Source organism: Methanococcoides seepicolus (genome assembly GCF_023684405.1).
Classification (GTDB): Archaea; Halobacteriota; Methanosarcinia; order Methanosarcinales; family Methanosarcinaceae; genus Methanococcoides; species Methanococcoides seepicolus.
This window is the reverse complement of the sequence record NZ_JAGSOI010000007.1, coordinates 40,734-62,625: the sequence shown is the minus strand read 5'-3', so window position 1 is coordinate 62,625 and position 21,892 is coordinate 40,734. Positions and strand designations below refer to the sequence as shown.

The 21,892-nt window shown below is 43.4% G+C and carries 24 protein-coding genes and 1 pseudogene; 22 read left to right on the top strand and 3 right to left on the bottom strand.

All coding sequences use genetic code 11. The features are described 5' to 3' along the window. The first annotated feature begins 57 nt into the window (after nt 1-57). Nucleotides 58-609 carry an RNA 2',3'-cyclic phosphodiesterase gene (gene thpR, locus KDK67_RS03170; RefSeq protein WP_250867386.1) on the top strand — a complete coding sequence of 184 codons (552 nt, stop codon included), beginning with the start codon at nt 58-60 and terminating at the stop codon, nt 607-609. A gap of 51 nt (nt 610-660) precedes the next feature. Here the strand turns inward: thpR and KDK67_RS03165 are convergent, their stop codons facing one another. Then, nucleotides 661-1,557: an FAD:protein FMN transferase gene (locus KDK67_RS03165; RefSeq protein ID WP_250867385.1), complete on the bottom strand. Its 897-nt coding sequence runs from the start codon at nt 1,555-1,557 to the stop codon at nt 661-663. 257 nt (nt 1,558-1,814) lie between these two features. Here KDK67_RS03165 and KDK67_RS03160 point away from each other — a divergent pair, with 257 nt between their 5' ends. From KDK67_RS03160 to KDK67_RS03110, 11 genes are all read left to right on the top strand, one after another. Further along, the gene (locus KDK67_RS03160) at nt 1,815-2,216 is read left to right on the top strand and encodes a hypothetical protein (RefSeq protein ID WP_250867384.1); all 402 of its coding nucleotides are present in this window, start codon (nt 1,815-1,817) and stop codon (nt 2,214-2,216) included. A gap of 12 nt (nt 2,217-2,228) precedes the next feature. After that, nucleotides 2,229-3,698, top strand: a complete 1,470-nt coding sequence (gene mmcA, locus KDK67_RS03155) for a methanogenesis multiheme c-type cytochrome (RefSeq protein ID WP_250867383.1) — start codon at nt 2,229-2,231, stop codon at nt 3,696-3,698. A gap of 13 nt (nt 3,699-3,711) precedes the next feature. Then, complete coding sequence (rnfC, locus tag KDK67_RS03150) at nt 3,712-5,073, top strand: Rnf electron transport complex subunit RnfC (RefSeq protein ID WP_250867382.1); 1,362 nt, start codon at nt 3,712-3,714, stop codon at nt 5,071-5,073. Nucleotide 5,074: 1 nt separating this feature from the next. Next, a complete protein-coding gene (rnfD, locus tag KDK67_RS03145; protein WP_250867381.1) occupies nt 5,075-6,004 on the top strand; it encodes an Rnf electron transport complex subunit RnfD in 930 nt (309 codons plus the stop codon). Continuing rightward, nucleotides 5,997-6,569, top strand: a complete 573-nt coding sequence (rnfG, locus tag KDK67_RS03140; protein WP_250867380.1) for an Rnf electron transport complex subunit RnfG — start codon at nt 5,997-5,999, stop codon at nt 6,567-6,569. The genes rnfD and rnfG overlap by 8 nt, the downstream gene beginning before the upstream one ends. Before the next feature lie 13 nt (nt 6,570-6,582). Continuing rightward, a complete protein-coding gene (rnfE, locus tag KDK67_RS03135; protein WP_250867379.1) occupies nt 6,583-7,194 on the top strand; it encodes an Rnf electron transport complex subunit RnfE in 612 nt (203 codons plus the stop codon). Nucleotide 7,195: 1 nt separating this feature from the next. After that, a complete protein-coding gene (gene rnfA, locus KDK67_RS03130; protein ID WP_011499440.1) occupies nt 7,196-7,786 on the top strand; it encodes an Rnf electron transport complex subunit RnfA in 591 nt (196 codons plus the stop codon). Continuing rightward, nucleotides 7,783-8,580 (top strand): Fe-S cluster domain-containing protein, encoded by a 798-nt coding sequence (locus tag KDK67_RS03125; protein ID WP_250867378.1) that lies wholly within the window; start codon nt 7,783-7,785, stop codon nt 8,578-8,580. Before rnfA ends, KDK67_RS03125 begins: the two co-directional genes overlap by 4 nt. Nucleotides 8,581-8,592: 12 nt before the next feature. After that, nucleotides 8,593-8,925, top strand: coding sequence for a DUF4870 domain-containing protein (locus KDK67_RS03120; RefSeq protein WP_250867377.1), 333 nt, complete (start codon nt 8,593-8,595; stop codon nt 8,923-8,925). Between the two features lie 162 nt (nt 8,926-9,087). Further along, on the top strand, nt 9,088-10,044 hold the full coding sequence (locus tag KDK67_RS03115) for a replication factor C small subunit (protein WP_250867406.1): 957 nt from the start codon (nt 9,088-9,090) through the stop codon (nt 10,042-10,044). A gap of 3 nt (nt 10,045-10,047) precedes the next feature. Next, nucleotides 10,048-10,554 (top strand): COG2426 family protein, encoded by a 507-nt coding sequence (locus tag KDK67_RS03110; protein ID WP_250867376.1) that lies wholly within the window; start codon nt 10,048-10,050, stop codon nt 10,552-10,554. A gap of 16 nt (nt 10,555-10,570) precedes the next feature. Here KDK67_RS03110 and KDK67_RS03105 read toward each other — a convergent pair whose 3' ends face one another. Continuing rightward, the gene (locus KDK67_RS03105) at nt 10,571-10,792 is read right to left on the bottom strand and encodes a histone family protein (RefSeq protein ID WP_250867375.1); all 222 of its coding nucleotides are present in this window, start codon (nt 10,790-10,792) and stop codon (nt 10,571-10,573) included. A gap of 210 nt (nt 10,793-11,002) precedes the next feature. On the opposite strand from KDK67_RS03105, the gene KDK67_RS03100 reads away from it, so the two are divergent. Together KDK67_RS03100 and KDK67_RS03095 are read left to right on the top strand one after the other, a co-directional pair. Then, a complete protein-coding gene (locus KDK67_RS03100; RefSeq protein ID WP_250867374.1) occupies nt 11,003-12,304 on the top strand; it encodes a Single-stranded DNA binding protein in 1,302 nt (433 codons plus the stop codon). Between the two features lie 4 nt (nt 12,305-12,308). Next, on the top strand, nt 12,309-13,172 hold the full coding sequence (locus KDK67_RS03095) for an RPA family protein (protein ID WP_250867373.1): 864 nt from the start codon (nt 12,309-12,311) through the stop codon (nt 13,170-13,172). Between the two features lie 229 nt (nt 13,173-13,401). Here the strand turns inward: KDK67_RS03095 and KDK67_RS03090 are convergent, their stop codons facing one another. Beyond that, nucleotides 13,402-13,716 (bottom strand): DUF6951 family protein, encoded by a 315-nt coding sequence (locus KDK67_RS03090; RefSeq protein ID WP_250867372.1) that lies wholly within the window; start codon nt 13,714-13,716, stop codon nt 13,402-13,404. A gap of 321 nt (nt 13,717-14,037) precedes the next feature. On the opposite strand from KDK67_RS03090, the gene KDK67_RS03085 reads away from it, so the two are divergent. The 8 genes and pseudogenes from KDK67_RS03085 (at nt 14,038) to mtbC (ending at nt 21,870) form a co-directional block, all read left to right on the top strand. Beyond that, the gene (locus KDK67_RS03085; RefSeq protein WP_250867371.1) at nt 14,038-14,628 is read left to right on the top strand and encodes a hypothetical protein; all 591 of its coding nucleotides are present in this window, start codon (nt 14,038-14,040) and stop codon (nt 14,626-14,628) included. Nucleotides 14,629-14,796: 168 nt separating this feature from the next. Then, on the top strand, nt 14,797-16,419 hold the full coding sequence (locus KDK67_RS03080; protein WP_250867405.1) for a methylamine methyltransferase corrinoid protein reductive activase: 1,623 nt from the start codon (nt 14,797-14,799) through the stop codon (nt 16,417-16,419). Between the two features lie 738 nt (nt 16,420-17,157). Continuing rightward, nucleotides 17,158-18,720, top strand: a pseudogene (gene mttB / locus KDK67_RS03075) ([trimethylamine--corrinoid protein] Co-methyltransferase). Nucleotides 18,721-18,761: 41 nt separating this feature from the next. Further along, on the top strand, nt 18,762-19,412 hold the full coding sequence (locus KDK67_RS03070; RefSeq protein ID WP_250867370.1) for a cobalamin B12-binding domain-containing protein: 651 nt from the start codon (nt 18,762-18,764) through the stop codon (nt 19,410-19,412). A gap of 130 nt (nt 19,413-19,542) precedes the next feature. Then, complete coding sequence (locus KDK67_RS03065; RefSeq protein WP_250867369.1) at nt 19,543-20,607, top strand: DMT family transporter; 1,065 nt, start codon at nt 19,543-19,545, stop codon at nt 20,605-20,607. Between the two features lies 1 nt (nt 20,608). After that, nucleotides 20,609-20,905 (top strand): hypothetical protein, encoded by a 297-nt coding sequence (locus KDK67_RS03060; protein ID WP_250867368.1) that lies wholly within the window; start codon nt 20,609-20,611, stop codon nt 20,903-20,905. A 12-nt stretch (nt 20,906-20,917) separates the two neighbouring features. Next, nucleotides 20,918-21,076: a hypothetical protein gene (locus KDK67_RS03055; protein WP_250867367.1), complete on the top strand. Its 159-nt coding sequence runs from the start codon at nt 20,918-20,920 to the stop codon at nt 21,074-21,076. Between the two features lie 125 nt (nt 21,077-21,201). After that, the gene (mtbC, locus tag KDK67_RS03050) at nt 21,202-21,870 is read left to right on the top strand and encodes a dimethylamine corrinoid protein MtbC (protein ID WP_331522104.1); all 669 of its coding nucleotides are present in this window, start codon (nt 21,202-21,204) and stop codon (nt 21,868-21,870) included. Nucleotides 21,871-21,892 lie beyond the last annotated feature (22 nt).

Sequence of the window (21,892 nt, the reverse complement as noted above, 5' to 3'; positions counted from 1 at the left end):
ATTCCTTAAATTAGTTTGACAGTAATATTTAACAGGCATATGTGTTTTATTCTTATTATGTCAAGACTATTTATTGCGGTGGACCTTCCGTCTTCTGTACGTGGGGAACTTATTGATGTCCTTTCTTCATTTGAGGGTTTTAAGCTAAAGCTTGTTTCTCCTGAACTTATACATATTACGCTGAAGTTCCTTGGTGAGATTTCAGATGATATGGTGCCGGATATTGCATCTTCATTGGATGGTATTGAATGCATGCCATTTAATGCGAATATCAAAGGAGTTGGCGTTTTCCCCAACTTCCGCTCTCCAAGGGTCGTCTGGCTTGGAGCTGAAGGGAATTTCAAGCAACTCCATGAGGATGTGGAAGCCAGTCTTTCAAGGCTCGATTTCGACAAAGATAAAAGGGAATTCACTGCCCATGCAACTCTGGGACGTATCAAGTTCATGCCTAAAGAACAGATGGAAGGGTTCTTAGCTGTACTTGATAAGCTTAAAGAGGTGGACCTTGGGGAAATAAGGGTCGATAAAGTATTTTTGAAGAAAAGTACTCTTACTCCTTATGGTCCTGTTTATGAGACAATGCATGAGGTCTTGTTAGGACGAAAATGAGCTATATAAAAAAAGAAGGAAGGTGTGGTATTTCATACCCCTTCACTGATGTCAGATCTCTGTATTTTCGTATGTTGTGAATCCACTGGACTGAAGTATCCTTTTATCTGATGTGATGATCAGGCATTCGATATCTTCAAGGCTCTCGATAAGCTCCAAACCTTCCTTTTCACCGAGTACGAACACTGTGGTTGCAAGTGCATCTGCATCCATTGTGGTCTCTGCGATAACTGTTGCACTTATGAGTCCCTGGGATGAATATCCTGTTCTTGGGTCGGATATATGGGATACTTTTGCAGCATCACTGAAATATCGTTCATAGTTCCCACTTGTGGCAACAGCCATGTTCTCCAGTTGTATGACAGTTATGAACTCGCCTTGTTTGTCAGGGTTCTGTAACCCTACGGTCCAGCTGCTTCCATCTGGTTTTACGCCGATATAACGCCCGTCTCCGCCGGCATCCACAAAGCAGCTTTCTATTCCGTCATCGATAAGTGATCCTATTGCCTGGTCAACAGCATACCCTTTTGCTATACCTCCAAGAACGATCTTCATTCCGGGTTCTGTGGAGATGGTATTTTCTTCAATGACTATCTTTTTGTAGTCAACAAGTTCCAGTGTGGTGTCTATCTCTTCCTGGCTTGGTGGCTTGTAAGTTCCGCCGGGACTGAATTTGCCTGACCACAGGTCGAGTATCGGTTTTATTGTTATGTCAAATGCACCGTTGCTTATGTTGGAGTAATATGTGGAACGGCTAATTACGAACAATAGTTCCTCTGAAGGGTCTTCAAGTCTGTTGTTCTCATTTAGTATGGTGAGCTGGCTATCATTCTTATAACTGCTCATTAGTTCGTCTGTTTGGGCAATTCTCTCAAAAGCTTTGTCCACAGTTTGTACCGCATGCTCTGTGTCAGAATCATAAATTGCAGCCGTAACCGTGGTGTCCATTATACTGCGACTGTCGGTGTAAAATATAGGGCTATTTTGGAACAAATCACTCTCTTGTTCGTTATATAACTGTGTAAATGATATTGAAACTATAACGATTAATACAAACAATAAAGCGGCTCTTGTGTCCATGGCGTAGGGATGGATGTGCTTCATATTAAGCTTATTTCGAAACATATAAATATTGGTAATCAATGATTCTGACAATTATATTAATCCGTTAAATGTTAATTATTATTCATTTAGGAAGTGTCAGTATGAGTGATTCTAATGTAGGAATAGCTTCGGGAGGTATTGTTGGGAAGGACAAATACCTCGCAGTTGCTATCCATCAGATCATTGAAGAGTATGGCTGGAAAGGGATTGAGAAGAACTTTGGTGCTGATCATAAGATGATCTATGTCAAGTCTGGTTCTTTATTGGACAAGATCGAAGTGAAGGCACATAAGGTTGGAAATCGCCTGGATGTTAACTTTTTGGGTATAACTCCAAAGAAAGGACTTTTAGACAAAATTTTCGATTTTAATGTGCGTGAAATTCCCAAAAGCTTTGAGCTGCACAAGTATGTTTCTGATGAACTGAACGTTCTGGAGAAACAGCACTTATCGACCATCGTTGAGGTCGTGCTCAAAGAATTGGAGGACGTGGCGCAGGATTAATGAGGGATTTTTATGGCAAGGTTAGAGATAATTCTATTAGGAGCTGCTATTTTCATCTTTGCTTTTGCAGGTGTTTTTGCCAGCATGGGATATAGTGGTAATGAAGCTATTGCTACTCACTATATGACCGAGGGAGAATGGTCCGATTCAAGCTGTGGTGGTTGTCACTTTACAGCACCTGATCATGTGGCTACCAATACTCATATCCAGAGGGATATTGGGGAATGGGACCCATTGACAAATTTTGATATCGAGGTCGAAGGTGAGGATGAATGGGTGAAGAACTTTGGAGCTTATCATCCAGGTGGCGGAGAACTTGAAAAGTATGGTGTAGATGCAGATTGTATGATCTGTCATGAACAGTATGGCGAATATGATTTTGATGCTCGTGCTGAGTTCTTTACTGCAGGAAATTTTGAAGATGCGAATGCTGCAGCAATGGAATCTGCAAATGTTAAGGTGCAACAGGATACTATCCGTAAGATCACTTACGTGGGAAATGCTGTGACCCCACTGCCATTGTTGTTATTATTCCACGACTCTGTTAATGGTGCACCTGTCAAGGAATCCTGTTCTAATTGTCATGTTACAGATGTGGAGACCACTGCTGTTACATGGGCATCAGAGGATTACCATAAATTCGATGCACATGCAGATGTCAATTGCGTGGAATGTCATGAGATCTCCCAGTCCAGTATGTTCGTTAAGCAAGACCTTGAAAATATTCATGAGCTCGAGGCAGAAACGAAGAGCTGTGATGACCCTGGTTGCCATGAAGGTATTTCACATGGACCTATAGTCGATGCACACGAGACCGTGGCATGCGAGTCCTGTCATATTCCAGCCCTTCCGGGCGGAGATCTTGGTGGTGTGACCCCACTTGCTTCATTTGACTGGTCGAATGGGGAAAGGGCTGATTCCTATAAGGATGATAGCTTCGAACCGGTTCTTGCATGGTCCAATGGAGTTGAAGGGCATGAGTTGCCTGCCAGTGATGGTAGGGGCGAAGATGGTGTTCTTCTTGAACCGTTCAATGTTGTGACGGGTATCTGGTGGGATGCTGGCATTAACAGTGAGATCGTCAGTTCCCCGGACACCAGCAATGAGATTGGTGATGCGATACCTGTGTCAGATGTTAAGGCTGCAGATTCCAATGATGATGGTGTTGTAACTGCCGATGAGATGAAAAGCTTTGATGGTGACATCGATGGTAATGCAGATTATCCGAATGCGGTTCTTAGAACAGTTGAGCTTTACTACAAGCTGAGCCATAATGTCGCAAGTTCGGAAGTAGGTCTTGCAGATCCTCTTGCTTGTGCGGATTGTCATGGTTCAACTGCAAATGCTATCGATTGGGAGTCCATAGGGTTCATTTCGGATCCTGCACAGACCGACCCTCCAACTGATTTCACATTAAAGGATATTGGCGTGACCATTCCTGGGGCAAAGCCTTCTGAGGTTGAAAGGGAGCCTGCTTTCTAAGGAGTTGATTGTCGTGACAAATGTATATGTTATGGAAAAGATCCCTGAAAAGATCATAATTCCTCTTAAACAGCACGATGGGTGTCTTTGTACACCTCTTGTGAGCAAAGGGGATATGGTGTCAATGGGACAGAAGATCGGGGATTGTGACTGTTATGATTCGGCTTCCGTCCATTCAAGTGTTTGCGGAGAGGTTATCTCTATCGAAGAGGCTGCTAATCCAAATGGAACAAAAGTGAACAGTGTTATCATACAGCCGACTGAAGATGTCGAATGTGTTGATCTTACACCGGTAAAGGATGTTTCTGCATCTAAACTCGTGGATGTGATCAAGGGTGCTGGTATCGTAGAACACTATGGCACTCCTACGCATAAGGTCCTGAGGCCGGAAGGGAAGCAGATCGATACAGTTCTGATAAACGCAACTTCTTCGGAATGGATTGGCGGGCACTATGATACATCTGCACAGTATGCCTCCCAGATGATCGATGCTTTGAAGTTGCTGATGAAGGCCGCAGGGGCTTCAAAAGGTGCGGTTGTGCTAAGAAATGATGACCTTGAGTCAATTAATGCTTTTGACCACCTGAGGGTCGATGGTAAGTTGTTGACAGTTGCTCCTTTGATGGGTAAGCGAAAACTCAGCTATTACTTCAAGGACATGGGCTCAGATATCATAGTGGTTTCCCAGGAACGCATTTATGGTCAGAAGATCCTTGACCTTTTGACCTATAATCTGACCGGAAGAAGAGTTTCTTTCTGTTGTGATCCTACTGATGTAGGTGTTGCTATCTGTGGTGTGAAGTCTGCAAAGGCATTGTATGATGCAGTGCACGAAGGCAGACCGTACATAGAAACAGTAGTTTCCGTTTCCGGCAAGGTCAATAGCCCAAAGAAGATCCTTGTTAAGATCGGTACTCCTTTCAAGGATGTTATCGATGCATGTGGTGGTTACATGGGTGAAACGGGCAAACTCATTGCAAATGGTGCTGTCACAGGTGTGGCACAGTACACCGATGATGTCCCGGTTACCAAGATGACAACTTCTATTACGGTTTTGTCCGCAGATGAGGTCATAAGGGACGTGTCAATTGACTGTACTCACTGTGCAAGATGTGCGGATGTTTGTCCTGTGGACCTTATTCCAAGCAGGATAACTGCTTTTGCAGACCAGGGTCGTTTCGATGAGTGTCGCCAGATGAATATTTTGAATTGTGTGGAATGTGGCAGATGCTCAGCTGTCTGTCCTTCAAAGATACATTTGTTACAGCTTATCAGATATGCAAAGAATTCCATTGAAAATGCATATGAAGACCTTTCTTCAAAGGAATCTCCTGCGAATCTGAAATTAGGATGCGGCTGTAGCGGAGGTAACTAATATGACCTTTACGATCTCAGCTCCACCTCATAAGAAAGAGAATATCACTTTTAAGAAGATAATGTGGGCAAAGGTCCTTGCTCTTATGCCTGTAGTCCTTTTGTCCGTATATTTGTTCGGTCTTCCTGCCATAGGGCTGGTGGCTGCAAGTATCTTTGCAGCGATAGCGACCGAAGCAGCTATACAAAAAGCATTTGGCCAGAAGATAACTATCGCCGACGGACATGCAGTGTTGATCGGTCTGATGGTAGCTATGATAATTCCACCGGAAGTTCCCCTCTGGATCCCTATGATAGGAACTGTTTTTGCTGTTGGTATTGGAAAGCATGCTTTTGGGGGCATTGGTTCCTATGTTTTCAATCCAGTCCTCGCGGCATGGCTCTTCCTGTCGTTGGCATGGGGTTCAATAATGGCTCCTGCATCCTATCCTCAGACAAGTGCCTTATTTGAGCTGGTTCTTGAGAACGGGGCAGGGGTAATGGCTGGAGTGTCACCTTTATTCATTTTACTGGCAGGTGCAGTCCTTATCTTCCGCAGGTACATCGAATGGAGAATTCCTGTGGCTTTCTTTGTGACAACGGTACTGCTTGCCTTCTTACTGGGTGACAGTCTGTCCTATGTTGTTCTTGGGGTTGTAGTGTTTGGTGTTCTTTTCATAGCAACTGATACTTCAACTTCACCCACGACAAAGAACGGTCGTGTGATCTATGGTATCGTTTGTGGTGTTCTTGTAGTTGTATATGGACACTTTGCAAATTATGTGGATGGGACTTTCTATGGTCTGTTCCTTGCAAACTGTGTTGCTTCACTGATCGATAACAATACCCTTCCGGCATCATATGGTACCGAGACATTCTTACAGCGTAAGTACAGGAGTATTGTTTCAAAGGTACCTTTCAAGGACCGTCTGGAGGTGTTCTTAGATGACTGATTCCAACAAAGATATTGTAATAATTATAGGCAAATTGGTATTGATCTCGGTCATTGCTTCAGCCCTTCTGGCTGTGACATTTGTGCCTACGAATGAACAACTGAAGAAGAACTACGCGGAAGCAAGGACTTCTACCCTTGCAGAGATCATGCCCTCAGCAGCAGAGTTCGAGGCAATCTATGGCGATACTGTCATAAATGACGAAGGTGACAAGGAGATCCTCTATTATCGTGCAAAGGATAGTTCCGGTAATCTCGTAGGGTATGCTTTCTTCAGAAAACAAGTAGGTGCTCAGGGTATGATCGAAGTGGCAGGTGGCGTTGATTCCTCGTTCAATGCAATTACCGGTATAGGTATCATGGCTCACACTGAGACTCCCGGACTTGGTTCAAAGATCGCGGATGACCCCTTCAAGAGCCAGTTCACCGATGTGAAGGTTGCAGATCTCAGCCTTTCAAAATCAGGTGGAGCTATTGATTCTATCACAGGTGCTACGATATCCTCGCAGGCAGTAATTGATGCCCTGAATGAACAGGTTGGAGACATTAAAATGGCAGAGGCCTAACGGAGGTGTAGATATGGATCCCTTAAGTGAATTTATTCGTGGAATTACAAAAGATAATCCTATATTTGGTCTGGTATTGGGTCTCTGTCCTACACTGGCAGTTACCACATCCATTGACAATGCGATCGGTATGTCCGCAGGGACAGCATTTGTTCTGATCTGTTCCAACCTTATGATCTCAGGTCTGAGAAAGCAAATTCCTGCTTCTGTAAGATTGCCGATATTCATTTTGATAATAGCAACATTCGTTTCCATTGTCAAGATGGTCATGGAAGCTTATTTCCCGCCGATGTATGCGGCATTAGGTGTGTTCATTCCCCTGATCGTCGTGAACTGTATCATCATCGGTCGTGCGGAAGCTTATGCTAATAAGAACAATATGTTCTATTCATTGATCGATGCTTTAGGAAGTTCTGCAGGTTTCCTTCTTGTGCTGGTACTGATCGGTGGGATAAGGGAGCTTCTCGGAACCGGTGGTCTCGCGATCTTTGGAACTCAGCTTGTAAGCATTCCTATCAATCCGATAACCTTTATGATCCTGTCACCGGGAGCATTTTTGACAATAGGTATTCTCATGGCAATAGTAAATCACAGAAGAGCAAAGAAGCTTGCAAGGGGTGGCTAATATGGCTGCTGATGTAAGTCTTTTCCAGATATTCATGGATGGTGTGTTCATCAAGAACTTCCTTATCATACAGTTCCTTGGTCTGTGTTCCTTTGTAGGTGTGACCAAGGATACAAAGAGTGCTGCGGGCATGTCCGGAGCTGTCATTTTCGTAATGACACTGGCAGCGACCGTGTCCTTCCTTATCTATAACTTTGTGCTTGTTCCACTAAAACTAGAGTTCCTTGATCTTATTAGCTTCATTGTGGTAATTGCAGCACTTGTACAGCTTGTAGAGTTCGTTGTAAGGAAGAATGTCCCATCACTTTATCGTTCCCTTGGTATCTACCTGCCTCTTATTACGACAAATTGTGCAGTTCTCGGTGTAGTATTGCTCAATGTTCTGAATGAATACTCTTTCATTCAGAGTGTCGTTTTCGGTGTTTCAGCAGGTATTGGTTATGCCCTGGTGATGTTGATGATGTCCGGTATCAGGGAAAGGACTACCCTTGTGAACGTTCCGTCATCAATGCGTGGTTTGCCGCATGCGTTCCTTATTGCAACAATGCTGTCTATGGCATTTGTTAACTACTTTGGAGTGATCCCCTTATGAGTCTGACTACATTGATAATCCAGGCAATGGCCACCCTTGGTGGTCTTGGCCTTGTGATAGGTATCATGCTGATCGTGGCATCAAAGTTGTTCAAGGTCGAGACAAATCCTCTTGTTGAGGAAGTTGTTGAGATCCTGCCAGGTGCAAATTGCGGTGCTTGTGGTTATGCGGGATGTGCGGACTTTGCAGAGAAGGTAGTTGCTGAAGATGCACCTCTTGATGGTTGCCCTGTTGGAGGTTTTGATACCACTAAGGAGATCGGTGTGATCATTGGTCAGGAAGTTTCAGAATCCGAGAAGGAATATCCATATGTAAGATGTGGTGGTGGCATCCGCTGTGTCGACAGGTTCGATTATGTCGGTATTGAAGATTGTACTGCTGTTATCATGCTTTCAGACGGTGAAAAGGGCTGTAATTACGGCTGTATGGGCCGTGGTACTTGTGTTCGCGCGTGTCCATTCGATGCTATTTTTATTGGCGAGGACCGCCTTCCATCTGTGAACAAGAACCTCTGTACAAGCTGTGGTCTTTGTCTCGAAGCATGTCCGAACGATATACTGATGTTTGCAAAGGACTCTGAGCAAGTTCATGTCCAGTGTAATTCACATGACAAAGGAAAGACCGTAAAGGCTGTCTGTGAAGTCGGATGTATTGGCTGTAAGATCTGTGAGAAGAACTGTCCTGAAGATGCTATCAAGGTCACGAAGTTCCTTGCAGAGGTCGATCAGGATAAGTGTACTGCTTGTGGAATCTGTGTAGAGAAATGTCCACAGAACTGTATTGAAATGAGATAAGGAGTGAGTTGAATGACATATAAGACTTCTATAGGACTCAACGAGAACATTGTGGCGGTATTGTGCTATCTTGGATTCTGGATGACCGGTGTTTTGTTCCTTTTCATTGAAAAGGAGAATAAGTTCGTTCGTTTCCATGCAATTCAGTCAGCAATGGTCTTCATGGTCCTTACTGCGATCGTCTTCCTCATTGCATGGGTTCCATACGTTGGCTGGTTACTTGCAGATTTTGCAGGTTTCTTTTCCCTTTTCCTTTGGGCATTGTTCATGTTCATGGCATGGAGAGGTTCAAGGCTCAAAGTACCTGTCATTGGAAGGATCGCATACAACTATGTTTACCAGTGAGTCCGGATCTTTCCGGTCTCAATTTCAATTTTCATGTGCATCTTGCACATGACCTTTGTTTATTTTTTATGAACTATGGTCTTTCTCACGAAAGATTAAAAAGTATTATCAACCTTATTCCTGCATCGTTAATCCAATTCGCAATTGAATGGAGGGTTCTAAATAAAAGAAGAGATATGGATCGAAAAATACAGGCCTTTTAAGCTTGAAGATGTCGTAGGTCAAAAAGAGACAACTGAAAGGCTGATATCCTATGTAAGGTCTGGAAATCTTCCTCACTTATTGTTCTCAGGTCCTCCGGGAGTAGGCAAGACCGCCACTGCAGTCTCAATTGCAAGGGAACTTTTTAAAGATGACTGGCGTGAGAACTTCACAGAGCTTAATGCATCGGATGAGCGTGGTATCGATGTGGTCAGGACCAAGATCAAGAATTTTGCTAAAACCTCTCCTATTGGTGGTGCGGATTTCAAGATAATCTTCCTTGATGAAGCCGATGCATTGACATCTGATGCACAGTCCGCTTTGCGCCGTACAATGGAAAAATATACCAGTAACTGTCGTTTCATTCTTTCCTGTAATTACTCTTCAAAGATAATCGAACCAATTCAGTCAAGATGTGCAGTTTACAGGTTCCGACACCTTGCAGATGATTCCGTTGGTGAAAGATGTCGCCATGTGGCTGAAAAAGAGGGCCTTACCATCGCCGATGATGGGATGGATGCTTTGAAGTATGTTGCACAGGGTGATATGAGGAAAGCAATAAATGCACTTCAGGCTGCAGCATTGTTCGATACCACCATTCACAAGGATGCGATCTATAGAATAACTGCGACCGCTCATCCGGAAGAGATAGCCGAACTTTTGAAAACAGCTCTTTCAGGGAACTTCATATCTGCACGCAAGAAACTTGATTCTTTAATGCTCGAAAAAGGTCTTTCAGGGGAAGATGTTGTAGGGCAGATATATCGTGCCATCTTTGATATGGATGTTTCCGGTAAGAAACTGGTAGCCTTGATGGATATGATCGGTGAGGTCGATTTCAGGCTCACTGAAGGTGCCAATGAAAGGATACAGCTCGATGCTCTACTGGCCCATTTTGCACTGGCAGAGGAGCAATAAGGAATGCCTTTCGAAGAGCAGTTAATTGAACTTCTTGTAAGCATCCCTTCCTGGTTTGCAACCATAATCTTGAGTGCTCTGCCTATTTCTGAGCTACGTGGTTCAATTCCGATAGCTATTGGTGTCTATGGGCTAGGTCCGATAGAAACATACTTTTTAGCGGTGTTGGGAAATCTCATCCCTGTGATCCCGCTTTTACTTTTTCTGGAGCCGGTTTCAACCTTTCTGAGACGTTTCAAGGTAGGGGACATCTTCTTCACATGGCTTTTCACAAGGACACGTCAAAAGCATTCTGAACGTATGGACAAGTATGGACCACTTGCTCTGACGTTGTTCGTTGCCATCCCCTTACCGGTCACAGGTGCCTGGACCGGTTGCGCGGCAGCGTTCGTATTTGGAATAAAGTTCAGGCAAGCTTTGCTGGCTATATTTGCAGGATTGTTGATCGCCGGAATTGTGGTTACTCTTGTAACTCTGGCTGGAATGGGTGCCCTTGAGATATTGAATTAAAAAATAGTGGGGAGGTTCAATCGCGTGGCTTTGTGATCATTTCGTAAGCCAGTTTTATATCTTCCTCTTTTACTGTTTTTCTTCCTGCATGATTGGCGTATATTATTGCTTCCTTTGAAATTTTGATCCCGTATGCTTCTATTATTTCCAAAAGGGCGGTTGCTGCAGGTTCGCTAACTCTTTCTGCATCTGCACTGCGTATCAACCTTTCTACGGAAGCCAATGGTAGTATTGTCATTCTTTCATCCCCTTATTTCTTTTTTATCGCTTTTTAATTGAAGCTCTGCTCTTGATTTGGGTAAATATCTATATATACGTTTGTATTATGAAAAAAGCTACGTATGCTTGTTTTTCCTGGTATTCTGATCTGAAATATCTGTGGGTGTATCTTATTTATGGAAGAAATGCTTAGATTATGTGTACTGTCTCACTAAAAAGGGAGAATATTATGGATGAGAAATATGCGCCTCACATTGAGGAACTAACAAAGGCGCTTGCTAATGTCGATAGGTCCAAGGTCGAAGATGAATTTCATTTGCTGATAAAGTATCGTGTTCCGATCAGTGAAGCAAAACGTACGATACTGAGAAAATTCAGATCATCAGACTCTGTGACGACTGATGTCAAAGACCTTTCTATAGGTGACAAAGGAGTTTCCCTGGAGACTCGCATCCTTAATATCGGTGAAAGGACCGTTGATCTGAAAGGTGAACGAACTAACATATTTTCTGGTGTTCTTGCGGACGGGTCCGGATTATGTCCTTTTACATCGTGGAAACAACTCGCGTTGAATGCCGGGGATGCGGTGAGGATAAGTAATGCAAGTGTCAAGAACTGGCATAATCGTGCGGAAGTGAGTATCAGTGCTTATTCCGAGGTCATATTGCTGGATGATAGTTCTCTTCCGGACATTTCTGAATTGTCTGTTACTCCTGTAAAGAAGCTCATCGATGTAGGTCCTTCTGATCTTTTTATTAGTTCGGTGGCTGCGATCATTGACCTGTATCATCGAAATGTGGAAGTAAAGGGTGAAGATCTTACCATCATTGAAGGTGTTCTGGCGGATGAGACCGGTAGGTTGCCTTTTGTCTCGTGGTCTCCTCTGGATGGTATGGATATCGGTTCGATGATCCGTTTTAAAGATGCATCTGTGCGTATGTATCGTGGGGTTCCATCTATACATCTTGATAGTTCTACTCCAGTTGAATCGGTTGGTGCTGATGAAGATCTATCGTTCGATCCGTTGGCAGTGAACAAACCTCCTGAGCCAGTGCCCATCTCTAATGTCTTGCAGGCTGAAGGTATGTTCGATGTTGCTGTGGAGGGCAATATTGTTTCTGTCAGGCCGGGTTCAGGTCTGATCACACGCTGTCCTGTCTGTAATCGGGTGATCATAAAGAACGTTTGCCGTTCCCATGGGGCTGTTGATGGTTTGCAGGATATGAGGATCAAACTAATTCTCGATGATGGGACCGGTTCCGTACTCGTGATGTTGAATAGGGAACTCTCGGAGATCGTTTATGGAAAAACTCTTCATGAATCGTTCTCTCTTTTGGGTAAGACTATGTCGATGAATGCGATCTTTGAGGATATGAAACGTGTTCTTACGGGGCGTTATCTTGGAGTTCGTGGGAATACTTCCCGAATCGAGTTCGGGGTTACTTTTGTGACAAAGTCTGTATGGGTGCCGGAGTCGGATATTGAAGAAAGGGTTCCTCTTCTTCTAAAAAGGCTGGATGGGGTGGAGTAATAGTATGGTAGATCGTGAAATAGCATATAGGGTGTTTGCAAAAGAGCTTAATGATTCCAGTTCTACGATCCATTCTACTGTGGATGAGGCGATAACATCTGATGGGCACACGCCAAACTATCTGTTGACTCCGGGTGGTGTTATGGTGAACCGCGTTTTTGTCACAGGGGTTCTGACAGAGGTGGAGAATATAGGTTCCGATGGTGATACTTGGCGGGCTCGCGTTGTTGATCCTTCCGGAGCTTTTACTTTATATGCAGGTCAGTATCAGTCCGATGCAGCGATATTTCTGTCATCCGTAGAGCCTCCGGAGTATGTTTCTGTTGTTGGTAAGGTCCGATCCCATAAGCCGGATGATGGTCCTGTGGTCATATCTCTAAGGCCTGAAGAGATCAATATTGCAGATGAGGATGCGCGCAACAGGTGGATATTGGATACTGCAGAATTGACGCTTGACAGGCTGGATGCATTTTCTAAGATATTGCTAGCATGTGGCAATATTGATTCCATGGATGAATGCATGGAAGGTCTTGGAATAGCTCCTGTGCTTTCAGAGGGAATTGGAATGGCTATAAGGCATTATGGCGTTGATGAAAGTTATCTTAATGAAATTCGATCAGTCGTAAAGAAATGTATAGTTTCCCTGGATCTGCTTTCTGACGCATCTGATGAAAAGGATATTGATACCCTCGTTCTGGAAATAATGGACGAACTTGATAAGGGTAAAGGTGTTGATTATGCCGAACTTCTATCTGTTGCAGTTTCCAGACAGCTTAATGAAAGAACAGTGGATTCAGCAGTAAGGTCATTACTTGCAATAGGGCAATGTTATGAGCCAAAGGCGGGTATCTTAAAGCTGATATCATAAGATATCATTCTGATATATTGTATTGATACCTTGATATAATTGTATCAAGGGTATCAATTATAATGTATCATTTTTTGGGCTCTGTAGAAAACCTATCAAAATCAACATATATAGACTGGAATTGGAATTATATTCCAACATCATGTAACACATTCCATAATCTTTTCAAATTGGATTAGTGTCCGAATATCGAGGATTTCTACAGAGACATTTTTTGATATGTATTAATTCACTTAAACTCGATACTTATATCTTTTACATTTTTTGCAAGGGTCTGTGATATTAATCCTAGCTCAAGGTTGCATGCATGAAGTATTCCGCTCGGTACTATACAGGTGGCACAACAGTTCCCGTCTTGTGCTTTTCCGATGACATAATTATCTTTAATACCAAACATTTGCATCATTGAAACTTCAAGATCTGAAATGTTCTTTACTTTTGGACAATCTGTCTCAATTTTGATCGTAACATTTTTACCGTCCTTTGTTCCATGGATCTTGTGTGTGAATCCACATATCCTTGAGTTTACAGTGATATCTGTCATGGTATACCTCTTGTAGATCTTTAATAAAATATATGCCTTGATAAATTTCATTTGCTGATCTGTCTAATAAACGTATCGTGAACTTTCTATATAAGGTCTTGTAAAAATGTCACAAAACCATATGGTTCAGCACTTGTGTCATATTCTACCTTCTCAATATTTGTTTTATCAGTTATTTTCATTACAAAAAGGTTAAATATTGATAGGGATTGTTCGATATGCTTAAATAAAGAAAACAAAAATAGATTCACAGCGATTGTGTCTCTCAAAAAACATTTACGATCACAATTTTTTGATATTGAAGGCAGGGAAGGGATTGGCATGGAAAAAGATGAGATTATCAAAATGGTACGGGAAGGATTGGAGGGTATGACCGGAGTTGGCAAAACAATTGTCCTTAGTGATGAAGACAGGAAGGTCATAGCAAAACTGGAAGAAAAAGCAGATCAAATGACTCTTATGGGACTTGGCAGGGGTGACAACAAAGGCGTGAAGGCAGTTCTGCAGAGTGATGTTATTATTCCATTCCAGACGACCATGGAATATAAGTGGCCTTGTGGGCCTAATGTTCTTCTTATGCATGAGGATACGGTCGTTGGTGAGGATATTAATGATCCTGAGAAATTACAGTCCTTTGAAAATGACGCGGAGTCTCTTGTCATCGGCAATATTGTGGTATACGATAAAGGTTTCCTAACAGCGCTCAATTCTAAATCTGATCCTCTCGTGGTCGTTATGCCACCAAAGCCATGTGATGAGGTCGAATGTTTTTCCCATGTCTGTAATGCAATTCTCGCTTCCCCCTCTCCTCCTACGGATGAGTATCTGAAAGAAAAGATGGGGCTTCAGAGTGAACATGGTACTGGTTCATTCCTTCTTGGATTCAATTTTGAATGTTGTCAGTGTGACTGAAACTTATTTTGTCATTTTCTCTTTTTTATTTCTTTTTTTGTTGCTTAAGGCATCGACCGACCGGTTTTGTATGGTTTATACAAAGCCCTTATATAGCATTGAATCTTTTGTTTTAATGCATTATTATTATATTGAACTGAAAGTATTATTATGTCAGAGGTAATCAAAATGTATGGTATCGCATTGGATTTGGGAACAAGTGGGTTTCGTGCCCAGTTGATCGATCTGGAATCTAAAAAGGTTCTAAAGACGGCTATTACTATGAAACATCCGCTACCTGGTGGAAATGTCATGGACCATCTGGATTTCGCTATCCAGATCGGAGAAGATGTGGCCAATGAGATAATGTTGGATACGATCAAAAGGATATTTGATGAGTTCGGTGTTGATCCTTCTCTCATTAAAAGACTTGCTGTTTGTGGGAATCCTATACAGCTCTCCCTGTTCCAGAACATGGAGATAAGGGACCTTGCTTATGCGGGTGAGAACAAGCAGAAAAAGTTGGGTGTTGAGAATGTGGTCAGGGATGCAAGGGTCTTCCCTGCAAGCGAACTGTTCGAAGGTATCATGGACCTTCCAAACTGTATCGTTATTGTTCCTCCTGCGATAAAACATGAGATCGGTGCAGATGCTCTTGCTATGATGATCAAGACCGATTTTATGGACATGAACACTCCTTCGATGGTGACTGATTATGGTACCAATGCAGAGATGGCTATCAAGGTGGGCGATAAGATCATAACCGGTAGTGCAGCAGCAGGTCCTGCCATTGAAGGGCAGGGCATCAATTGTGGAATGCTGGCAAGTCCGGGTGCTATATCAGATGTGACGGTTGAAGATGGTCTGTGGAGGGTCACTATCCTCGATGAGTCCATGACCGGGCGCAAGGGGCATTTGATTGATCCTGTTACAGGTGAGATAAAAGAGTCTTCTGATGTTGTTGCAAAAGGCGTGACGGGTACTGGTGTCATTTCTGCTCTGGCTCTTGCATTGGAATGTGGTATCATGAAGAAAATACCTGAGCTTCCCAATGGTAAGCTTTTCCTTGATGAGGGTATCGAGATATTTGAAAAGGATATCGAAGAGGCTGGTAAAGCGATTGGTGCTATCAGGGCTGCACAACTTACCCTTATGATCGAATCAGGTACTGCTTATAGTGACCTTGATAATATGTATATGGCTGGTGCAACGGGTGCTTATGTTGATGCGGACAAGGCGAGAAAATTGGGTTCATGTCCTAATTTTGCACATAATATAGTACAATTCGGGAACACTTCAGTTGCACTTGCAAGGGACCTTGTTCTTGATGAGTCCAAGCTCGATGAGGTTATCGAGATGGCCCATAAGATCACCGCCGATCACTTGATGATGGCAAAAAGTACGGTTTTCTCTAATATCTATATGTGTGAGCTTTCTTACTGGACACAGGGAATGCCCATTGAGATGTATAACCAGATGCTTGAGATGTACGGTTTGCCTTCTCTGCCGGAAACTTTCATAAATCCTCGTATAGAGAAGAGGGGTGTAAAGGATATCGATGAAGTTGGCGTAGGCGGGCTTCAGATAGTTGAGGACATTGGCATCATCATTGAAGAACATGCTCCTAAATGTATTCGCTGCGGTCAATGTGAGATCGAATGTCCGGAGGATGCTATTGAGATAATTGAGCGCGATGGGGAGCTCTATGCAAATTATAATAGTGAAAGATGCCTTGGCACCAGTTGCAGAAGATGTGTGGCGGTTTGCCCGGTGGATGCAATTCACTATAAGGAGATCTCTGTTAAACATTGAATGCGCTTGTAAAGGCGTGCTCAATTCTCTTTTTTATTTTTTTATCGGGTAGTTGCGGCGGCATCTCTTCTTTGTATTTAAATCTTATGTAATTCAGTGTTTTGCTTTTAAACACATCATCATTTAAAACATATTTTGATACATTATTATAAAATTCATATACTCTATTTGCCTGTGTATTATCACATGTGTAGATACAATAAATAGGAGCAATTTTTCTTGTGTTATTTTGTCACAATTCTCACATTTTATCTTTTTAGCTTCTATTGATCGTGTTTTTTTCTCTAAATCTGCTCCATGTTCTTTTTTTAGCATCCGAGCAAATATGCTTGATTTAGACAAGCATCTAAAAATATGGATGTTGTGATTCTTTTGAAATTGTCCGTTTAAGGCAAATGGGGCATATATATTTTTGGAGTTGTTAACCAATATATATATAAGCGAGTATTGAAAAGCAGGTATTACAGTAAAAAGCGGAAGTGCGTCTGACAACTGATGATGGATGATCAAATTAACAATTGCTTACAGGGTCTATACGGATCTTGGCATGTTAATGATGTTTTCCATTATAGATGTTTTAAGACGCTATATGAAACGCTGTTTGTATAGGTCATTGACCTGTCTTACGGGGTTTCATACCGAAGCAATATAATGTTGGCATTTCCGCCACATTCGGACACCCTTTTGGGGGCTGTGGTCCTTGTGACCTTGTCCGAATAAAAAAGACTTGCCGATATTATGATCGGGGACGTTCGTTCCAGAATTGATCCGATCTTACTAAAAAAGACAAATAAAGGAGTTGTAAAGAAAATGGTAGAAGCTTATTATCCAGGTAGATCCCCTCTCCAGGGTGTACAGTTAGAGTTGTTCTCCGAAGATGATCTCAGAGCTATTCATTATGCTTCAATGGAAGTTTTCCTTAACCCTGGTGTTCAGGTATCTGACGCAGAAGCAAGGGCTATCTTCAAGGAAGCAGGCTGTGAAGTTGATGAGAAAACCCAGATCGTAAAGATCCCTGAGTACCTTGTAAACAGAGCACTTATTGACGCTCCATCAAGGTTCGTTCTCGCTGGCCGTGACAAGAAGAAGGATGTCGCAATGGAGCACAAGGGTAAGGTTCACTGGGTTAACTTCGGTACCGGTGTCAAGATGTGCAACTATGTCGCACCAGGCAAGTACGAGACAGTCGACTCCGTTGAGCAGGACATTGCAGATTCCGCAAAGGTCGTTGACTACTTAGAGGAGATCAGCTACTTTACACTTTCCGTTTCCGCAAGGGACTGGGCAGGTAAGGGTGCACAGGATGTTCACGAGACATTCACACCTATCGCAAGCACCACAAAACACTTCCACCACATCGACCCTGTTGGTGAGAACGTTGAGTACTACAAAGGTATTGTTGACGCATACTACGGTGGCGACTCTGAAGCAGCACGCAAGAGGCCTATCTTCTCTATGCTTCTGTGCCCAACCAGCCCACTCGAGCTCAGTGACAATGCATGCCAGGTAATCATCAAAGGTGCACGCTTCGGTATGCCTGTAAACGTTCTGAGCATGGCAATGTCCGGTGGATCCTCCCCAGTATTCAGGGCAGGTACACTCGTTACACACAACGCAGAAGTTCTCGCAGGTATTGTACTCGCACAGCTTGTACAGCCAGGCGCAGCAGTATTCTACGGTAGCTCAACCACAACCTTCGATCTGAAGAGAGGAACAGCTCCGGTCGGTGCACCAGAACTCGGTCTTATCAGCGCTGCAGTAGGTAAGCTCGGTCAGTACTATGGCCTCCCAACCTATGTTGCAGGTACTTAGGCAGATGCAAAGATCCCTGATATACAGGCAGGCCACGAAAAGACAATGACCACTCTCCTTCCAGCATTCGCAGGATGTAACACCATCTACGGTGCAGGTATGCTCGAGCTCGGTATGACACTCTCTTTGGAGCAGTTGGTTATCGACAACGATATCATCAAGATGACCAGGTCCGCAATGCAAGGTGTCCCAGTAACAGACGAGACACTCGCTGTACCATCCATCCAGAAGGTAGGAATCGGTAACAACTTCCTTGCACACAAGGAAACCAGGAACAACATCGGTGTCGTATCTGATCCAGAACATATCGACAGAGACATGTTCGGTGACTGGGAAGCTGCAGGTTCAAAAGACCTCGCAACAGTTGCACACGAAAAAGTTCTTGACATCATGAAGAACCATGTAGTCAAGGCAATCGACAGCGACCTCTTAGCAGACATGAAGGCTGTGGTGGACAAGGCAGATGTTGCATTTAGATCCAACATGTAAATTGGAATATAATTATCTACATAAATAAAGGAGTTTTAAAAATGGTTACACAGGATGAAATTAACGCGAAAGCAAAAGCTGCAGTCATGGATTTCGATGACGAGCTTGTTGAAGAGATTTGTGAAGAAGCAATCGAAGCAAAGGTCGATATGGTTTCCCTTATTCAGGAAGGTCTTACTGCAGGTATGAACGAAGTAGGCGACCAGTTCGAACAGGGTACCCTCTTCCTTCCTCATGTCATTGCAGCATCCGAAGCAATGAGCGCTGGTGTTGCAGTACTCACCCCTACGCTTGAGGCACAGGGCGGAGCTGTAAAATCAAAGGGAACAATCGTTCTCGGTACCATCGCGGGTGACATCCACTCCATCGGTAAGGACATTGTCTTAACAATGCTCAAGATCGCTGGATTCAAGGTAGTTGACCTCGGCAGGGACGTTGCAATCGAAACATACATAGATGCAGTCAAGGAACACAAGCCAATAATCGTTGGTTCTTCCGCACTCATGACCACAACAATGGTCCTTCAGATGCAGATCGAAGAACAGCTTAAGGAAGCTGGAATCCGTGACACTGTCATGACCATGGTCGGTGGCGCACCTGTCACACAGGACTGGGCAGACAAGATCGGCTCAGACATCTATGCTGAGAACGCAACTGACGCAGTCGTCAAATGTAACGCAGCAGCTGAGTAAATTGACTCTATGAGAAGATGAGGGGTTCGCTCGGACTCCTTTTTCTTTTCTTTAGAATTTATTATCTATAATTATATATACTTGTACGAATTATTATTATTATTATTATTATAGAGTTGGAGGAGTCACTTTGGACATAAGAGAATTGAAGAAATTGGAAAATAAACGTAAAATGAACAAGGGCTACATGTGGGCTTTGTTCTGTGCATTATTATGGGGTATCTGGTATATTCCTGGAACAATTATCTGGGCAGTACCTCCATTTGATGCAATGTGGATCAATATTGCAGATCCAACTGGTGCAGGAACATACGAAAGTGCAACAGCTGCAACACTTGTGGTCGCTGTACTGATATCTGCGTTCAATGCGTTAACTGTTATTATTGCACTTTTAATTTGGAATGGTGCTCTTGGTAAGTTCGGAGAAATGAAGAGAACATTGAAAGAGTTCCACCCATGCAGTAAATGGTTCTTCCTTGCATCTATCTTTGGTGGCCCTATGGCTATCCTTGGTTCATTCATTGCTATTGGATTCGTTGGTGCCGGTTTCGCAGCAGTTGCTGCTTTGCTCTATCCTGTGATCGGTTCAGTTTTGGCCTATTACTGGTATGGTGAAAAGATCAGTAAACGTGCAGCTCTTGGTATCTTTGTCATCATCGCTGGTGGACTTACCATCTTCGTTGGTGGAGCTCTTGCTGAGATATCCGCTGGAAATATCGCATGGATCGGATACGCTGGTGGATTAATGGCTGCATTAGGTTGGGGTATTGAAGGCGCTATTGCTGGAAAGGGTCTCGACATTGCAGAACCTGATGTTGGTATTGCAATTCGTTTCATTGGTGAAAACCTCCTCTGGTGGGTCCTCATCGTACCAGCAGTCGCACTTGCTGGATATCCAATCTTCGAGTATGCAATTGCAGCATTTAACCCACTGTCAATCCTGGTCCTTGCATTCGCAGGTATCACATTCGGGTTCTGTTATGTCTGCTGGTATAAATCATTCCCACTTATCGGTGTTGGAAGAGGTCAGGGTATAGGAAACCTTTACGGTCTTTGCGCTGTGATCTTCATGTACCTTTTCCTTGCACAGGTGCCAGCATGGACAGTACTTGTCGGTGGTGCACTTTGTGTCCTCGGTAGCTTTGTAATGATCTCCGAAGAAACAGGTGACATGGAATCTCTGAGAGGTGAATAATATGGCTGGACTACGCCCAATAAAATTCAGGTTGCTTGAGCTATTCTCTGATGAGAAGGAGCACTGGAACAACGAGATCGTTGAACAGATGCAGAAAGAATACGGAATGAACAGCAATTTCGGCAGAGACTCACTCAATTTCGATATCCTTGAGTTAGCCTCAGGCGGTATGCTCAGGTCAGTGGAATCAAAAGTAGATGAAGATGGTGTGTATAAGAAAGGTTTCCTTTTGCACAAATATGTCATCACAGATTTCGGAAAGACTCGTGCATCAGATGCATGCCTAATGTACGTATAAGGAGGTTTGAATATGGGAGTAATGAACGACTATATGGTTGGCTACTACGGTGAAGGCTTTGATATGTCCACTGCCGTTTTTCCAGCAGCAGAATACACTTGGATGATCGCGATCATCGTCATTGCTTTGATCGCACTGTGGCAGGCAAGGACATTCGTGTCCCAATTCTAAAGGCCTAAAACACAAAATATATATGTGTAGTTGGACTTTTGGGTAAACGATGGGGTATATGCCTCAGCGCATCCGCCCCAACTACACTTTCAATTTTCTATAAGTCCCTTTGGGATTGTCATAGAATTGTTTTCAAAGGAGGTTTTAAAACGACAAACGAAGAATTATTTAAAACACTATCCGATGCGGTAGTAAGTTGCAAGAAAGACGATGTAATCGCTGCAGTAGAGAAGGCAAAGGGCCAGGCTCCAGCAGTAGAACTTATCGACAATGGTCTCGCAGCAGGCATGAACGAAGTCGGTGTACTCTTCGAGAGAGGAAAGCTTTTCCTTCCACACGTCATGATGGCAGCAGACGCAATGTCCGCTGGTGTTGAAATGCTCCAGGACGAGCTTGCAACCGGCGAAGGCGCATCCACTAAGCTCGGTGTTATCGTAAACGGTACCGTCGAGGGTGACGTTCACGACATCGGTAAGGCAATCGTATCAACAATGCTTCAGGCAGCAGGCTTTGAAGTCCACGACATTGGCAGAGATGTTCCTGTACAGAACTTCATTGACAAGATCAAGGAAACCAACGCTGACATGGTCGGTCTCTCCGCACTTATGACAACAACCCTTCAGGGCCAGAAAGAAGTCATCGAGCTTCTCAAAGAGAACGGCATGAGGGACAGCATCAAGGTCATGGTCGGTGGCGCACCAGCAACAGACGCATGGGCAAAGAAATGTGGCGCAGACTGCTATGCAGAAAATGCAAGTGAAGCTGTAGCAAAAGCAAAAGAGCTTCTTTTATAATCACAAATTTTAAGGTGTAAAC

Excerpts from the sequence above, each read along its gene's own strand:
- thpR (WP_250867386.1), top strand. The coding sequence starts at position 58 with ATGTCAAGACTATTTATTGCGGTGGACCTTCCGTCTTCTGTACGTGGG.
- KDK67_RS03165 (WP_250867385.1), bottom strand. The coding sequence starts at position 1,557 with ATGGACACCACGGTTACGGCTGCAATTTATGATTCTGACACAGAGCAT.
- KDK67_RS03160 (WP_250867384.1), top strand. The coding sequence starts at position 1,815 with ATGAGTGATTCTAATGTAGGAATAGCTTCGGGAGGTATTGTTGGGAAG.
- mmcA (WP_250867383.1), top strand. The coding sequence starts at position 2,229 with ATGGCAAGGTTAGAGATAATTCTATTAGGAGCTGCTATTTTCATCTTT.
- rnfD (WP_250867381.1), top strand. The coding sequence starts at position 5,075 with ATGACCTTTACGATCTCAGCTCCACCTCATAAGAAAGAGAATATCACT.
- rnfG (WP_250867380.1), top strand. The coding sequence starts at position 5,997 with ATGACTGATTCCAACAAAGATATTGTAATAATTATAGGCAAATTGGTA.
- rnfE (WP_250867379.1), top strand. The coding sequence starts at position 6,583 with ATGGATCCCTTAAGTGAATTTATTCGTGGAATTACAAAAGATAATCCT.
- rnfA (WP_011499440.1), top strand. The coding sequence starts at position 7,196 with ATGGCTGCTGATGTAAGTCTTTTCCAGATATTCATGGATGGTGTGTTC.
- KDK67_RS03125 (WP_250867378.1), top strand. The coding sequence starts at position 7,783 with ATGAGTCTGACTACATTGATAATCCAGGCAATGGCCACCCTTGGTGGT.
- KDK67_RS03120 (WP_250867377.1), top strand. The coding sequence starts at position 8,593 with ATGACATATAAGACTTCTATAGGACTCAACGAGAACATTGTGGCGGTA.
- KDK67_RS03110 (WP_250867376.1), top strand. The coding sequence starts at position 10,048 with ATGCCTTTCGAAGAGCAGTTAATTGAACTTCTTGTAAGCATCCCTTCC.
- KDK67_RS03105 (WP_250867375.1), bottom strand. The coding sequence starts at position 10,792 with ATGACAATACTACCATTGGCTTCCGTAGAAAGGTTGATACGCAGTGCA.
- KDK67_RS03100 (WP_250867374.1), top strand. The coding sequence starts at position 11,003 with ATGGATGAGAAATATGCGCCTCACATTGAGGAACTAACAAAGGCGCTT.
- KDK67_RS03095 (WP_250867373.1), top strand. The coding sequence starts at position 12,309 with ATGGTAGATCGTGAAATAGCATATAGGGTGTTTGCAAAAGAGCTTAAT.
- KDK67_RS03090 (WP_250867372.1), bottom strand. The coding sequence starts at position 13,716 with ATGACAGATATCACTGTAAACTCAAGGATATGTGGATTCACACACAAG.
- KDK67_RS03085 (WP_250867371.1), top strand. The coding sequence starts at position 14,038 with ATGGAAAAAGATGAGATTATCAAAATGGTACGGGAAGGATTGGAGGGT.
- KDK67_RS03080 (WP_250867405.1), top strand. The coding sequence starts at position 14,797 with ATGTATGGTATCGCATTGGATTTGGGAACAAGTGGGTTTCGTGCCCAG.
- KDK67_RS03070 (WP_250867370.1), top strand. The coding sequence starts at position 18,762 with ATGGTTACACAGGATGAAATTAACGCGAAAGCAAAAGCTGCAGTCATG.
- KDK67_RS03060 (WP_250867368.1), top strand. The coding sequence starts at position 20,609 with ATGGCTGGACTACGCCCAATAAAATTCAGGTTGCTTGAGCTATTCTCT.
- KDK67_RS03055 (WP_250867367.1), top strand. The coding sequence starts at position 20,918 with ATGGGAGTAATGAACGACTATATGGTTGGCTACTACGGTGAAGGCTTT.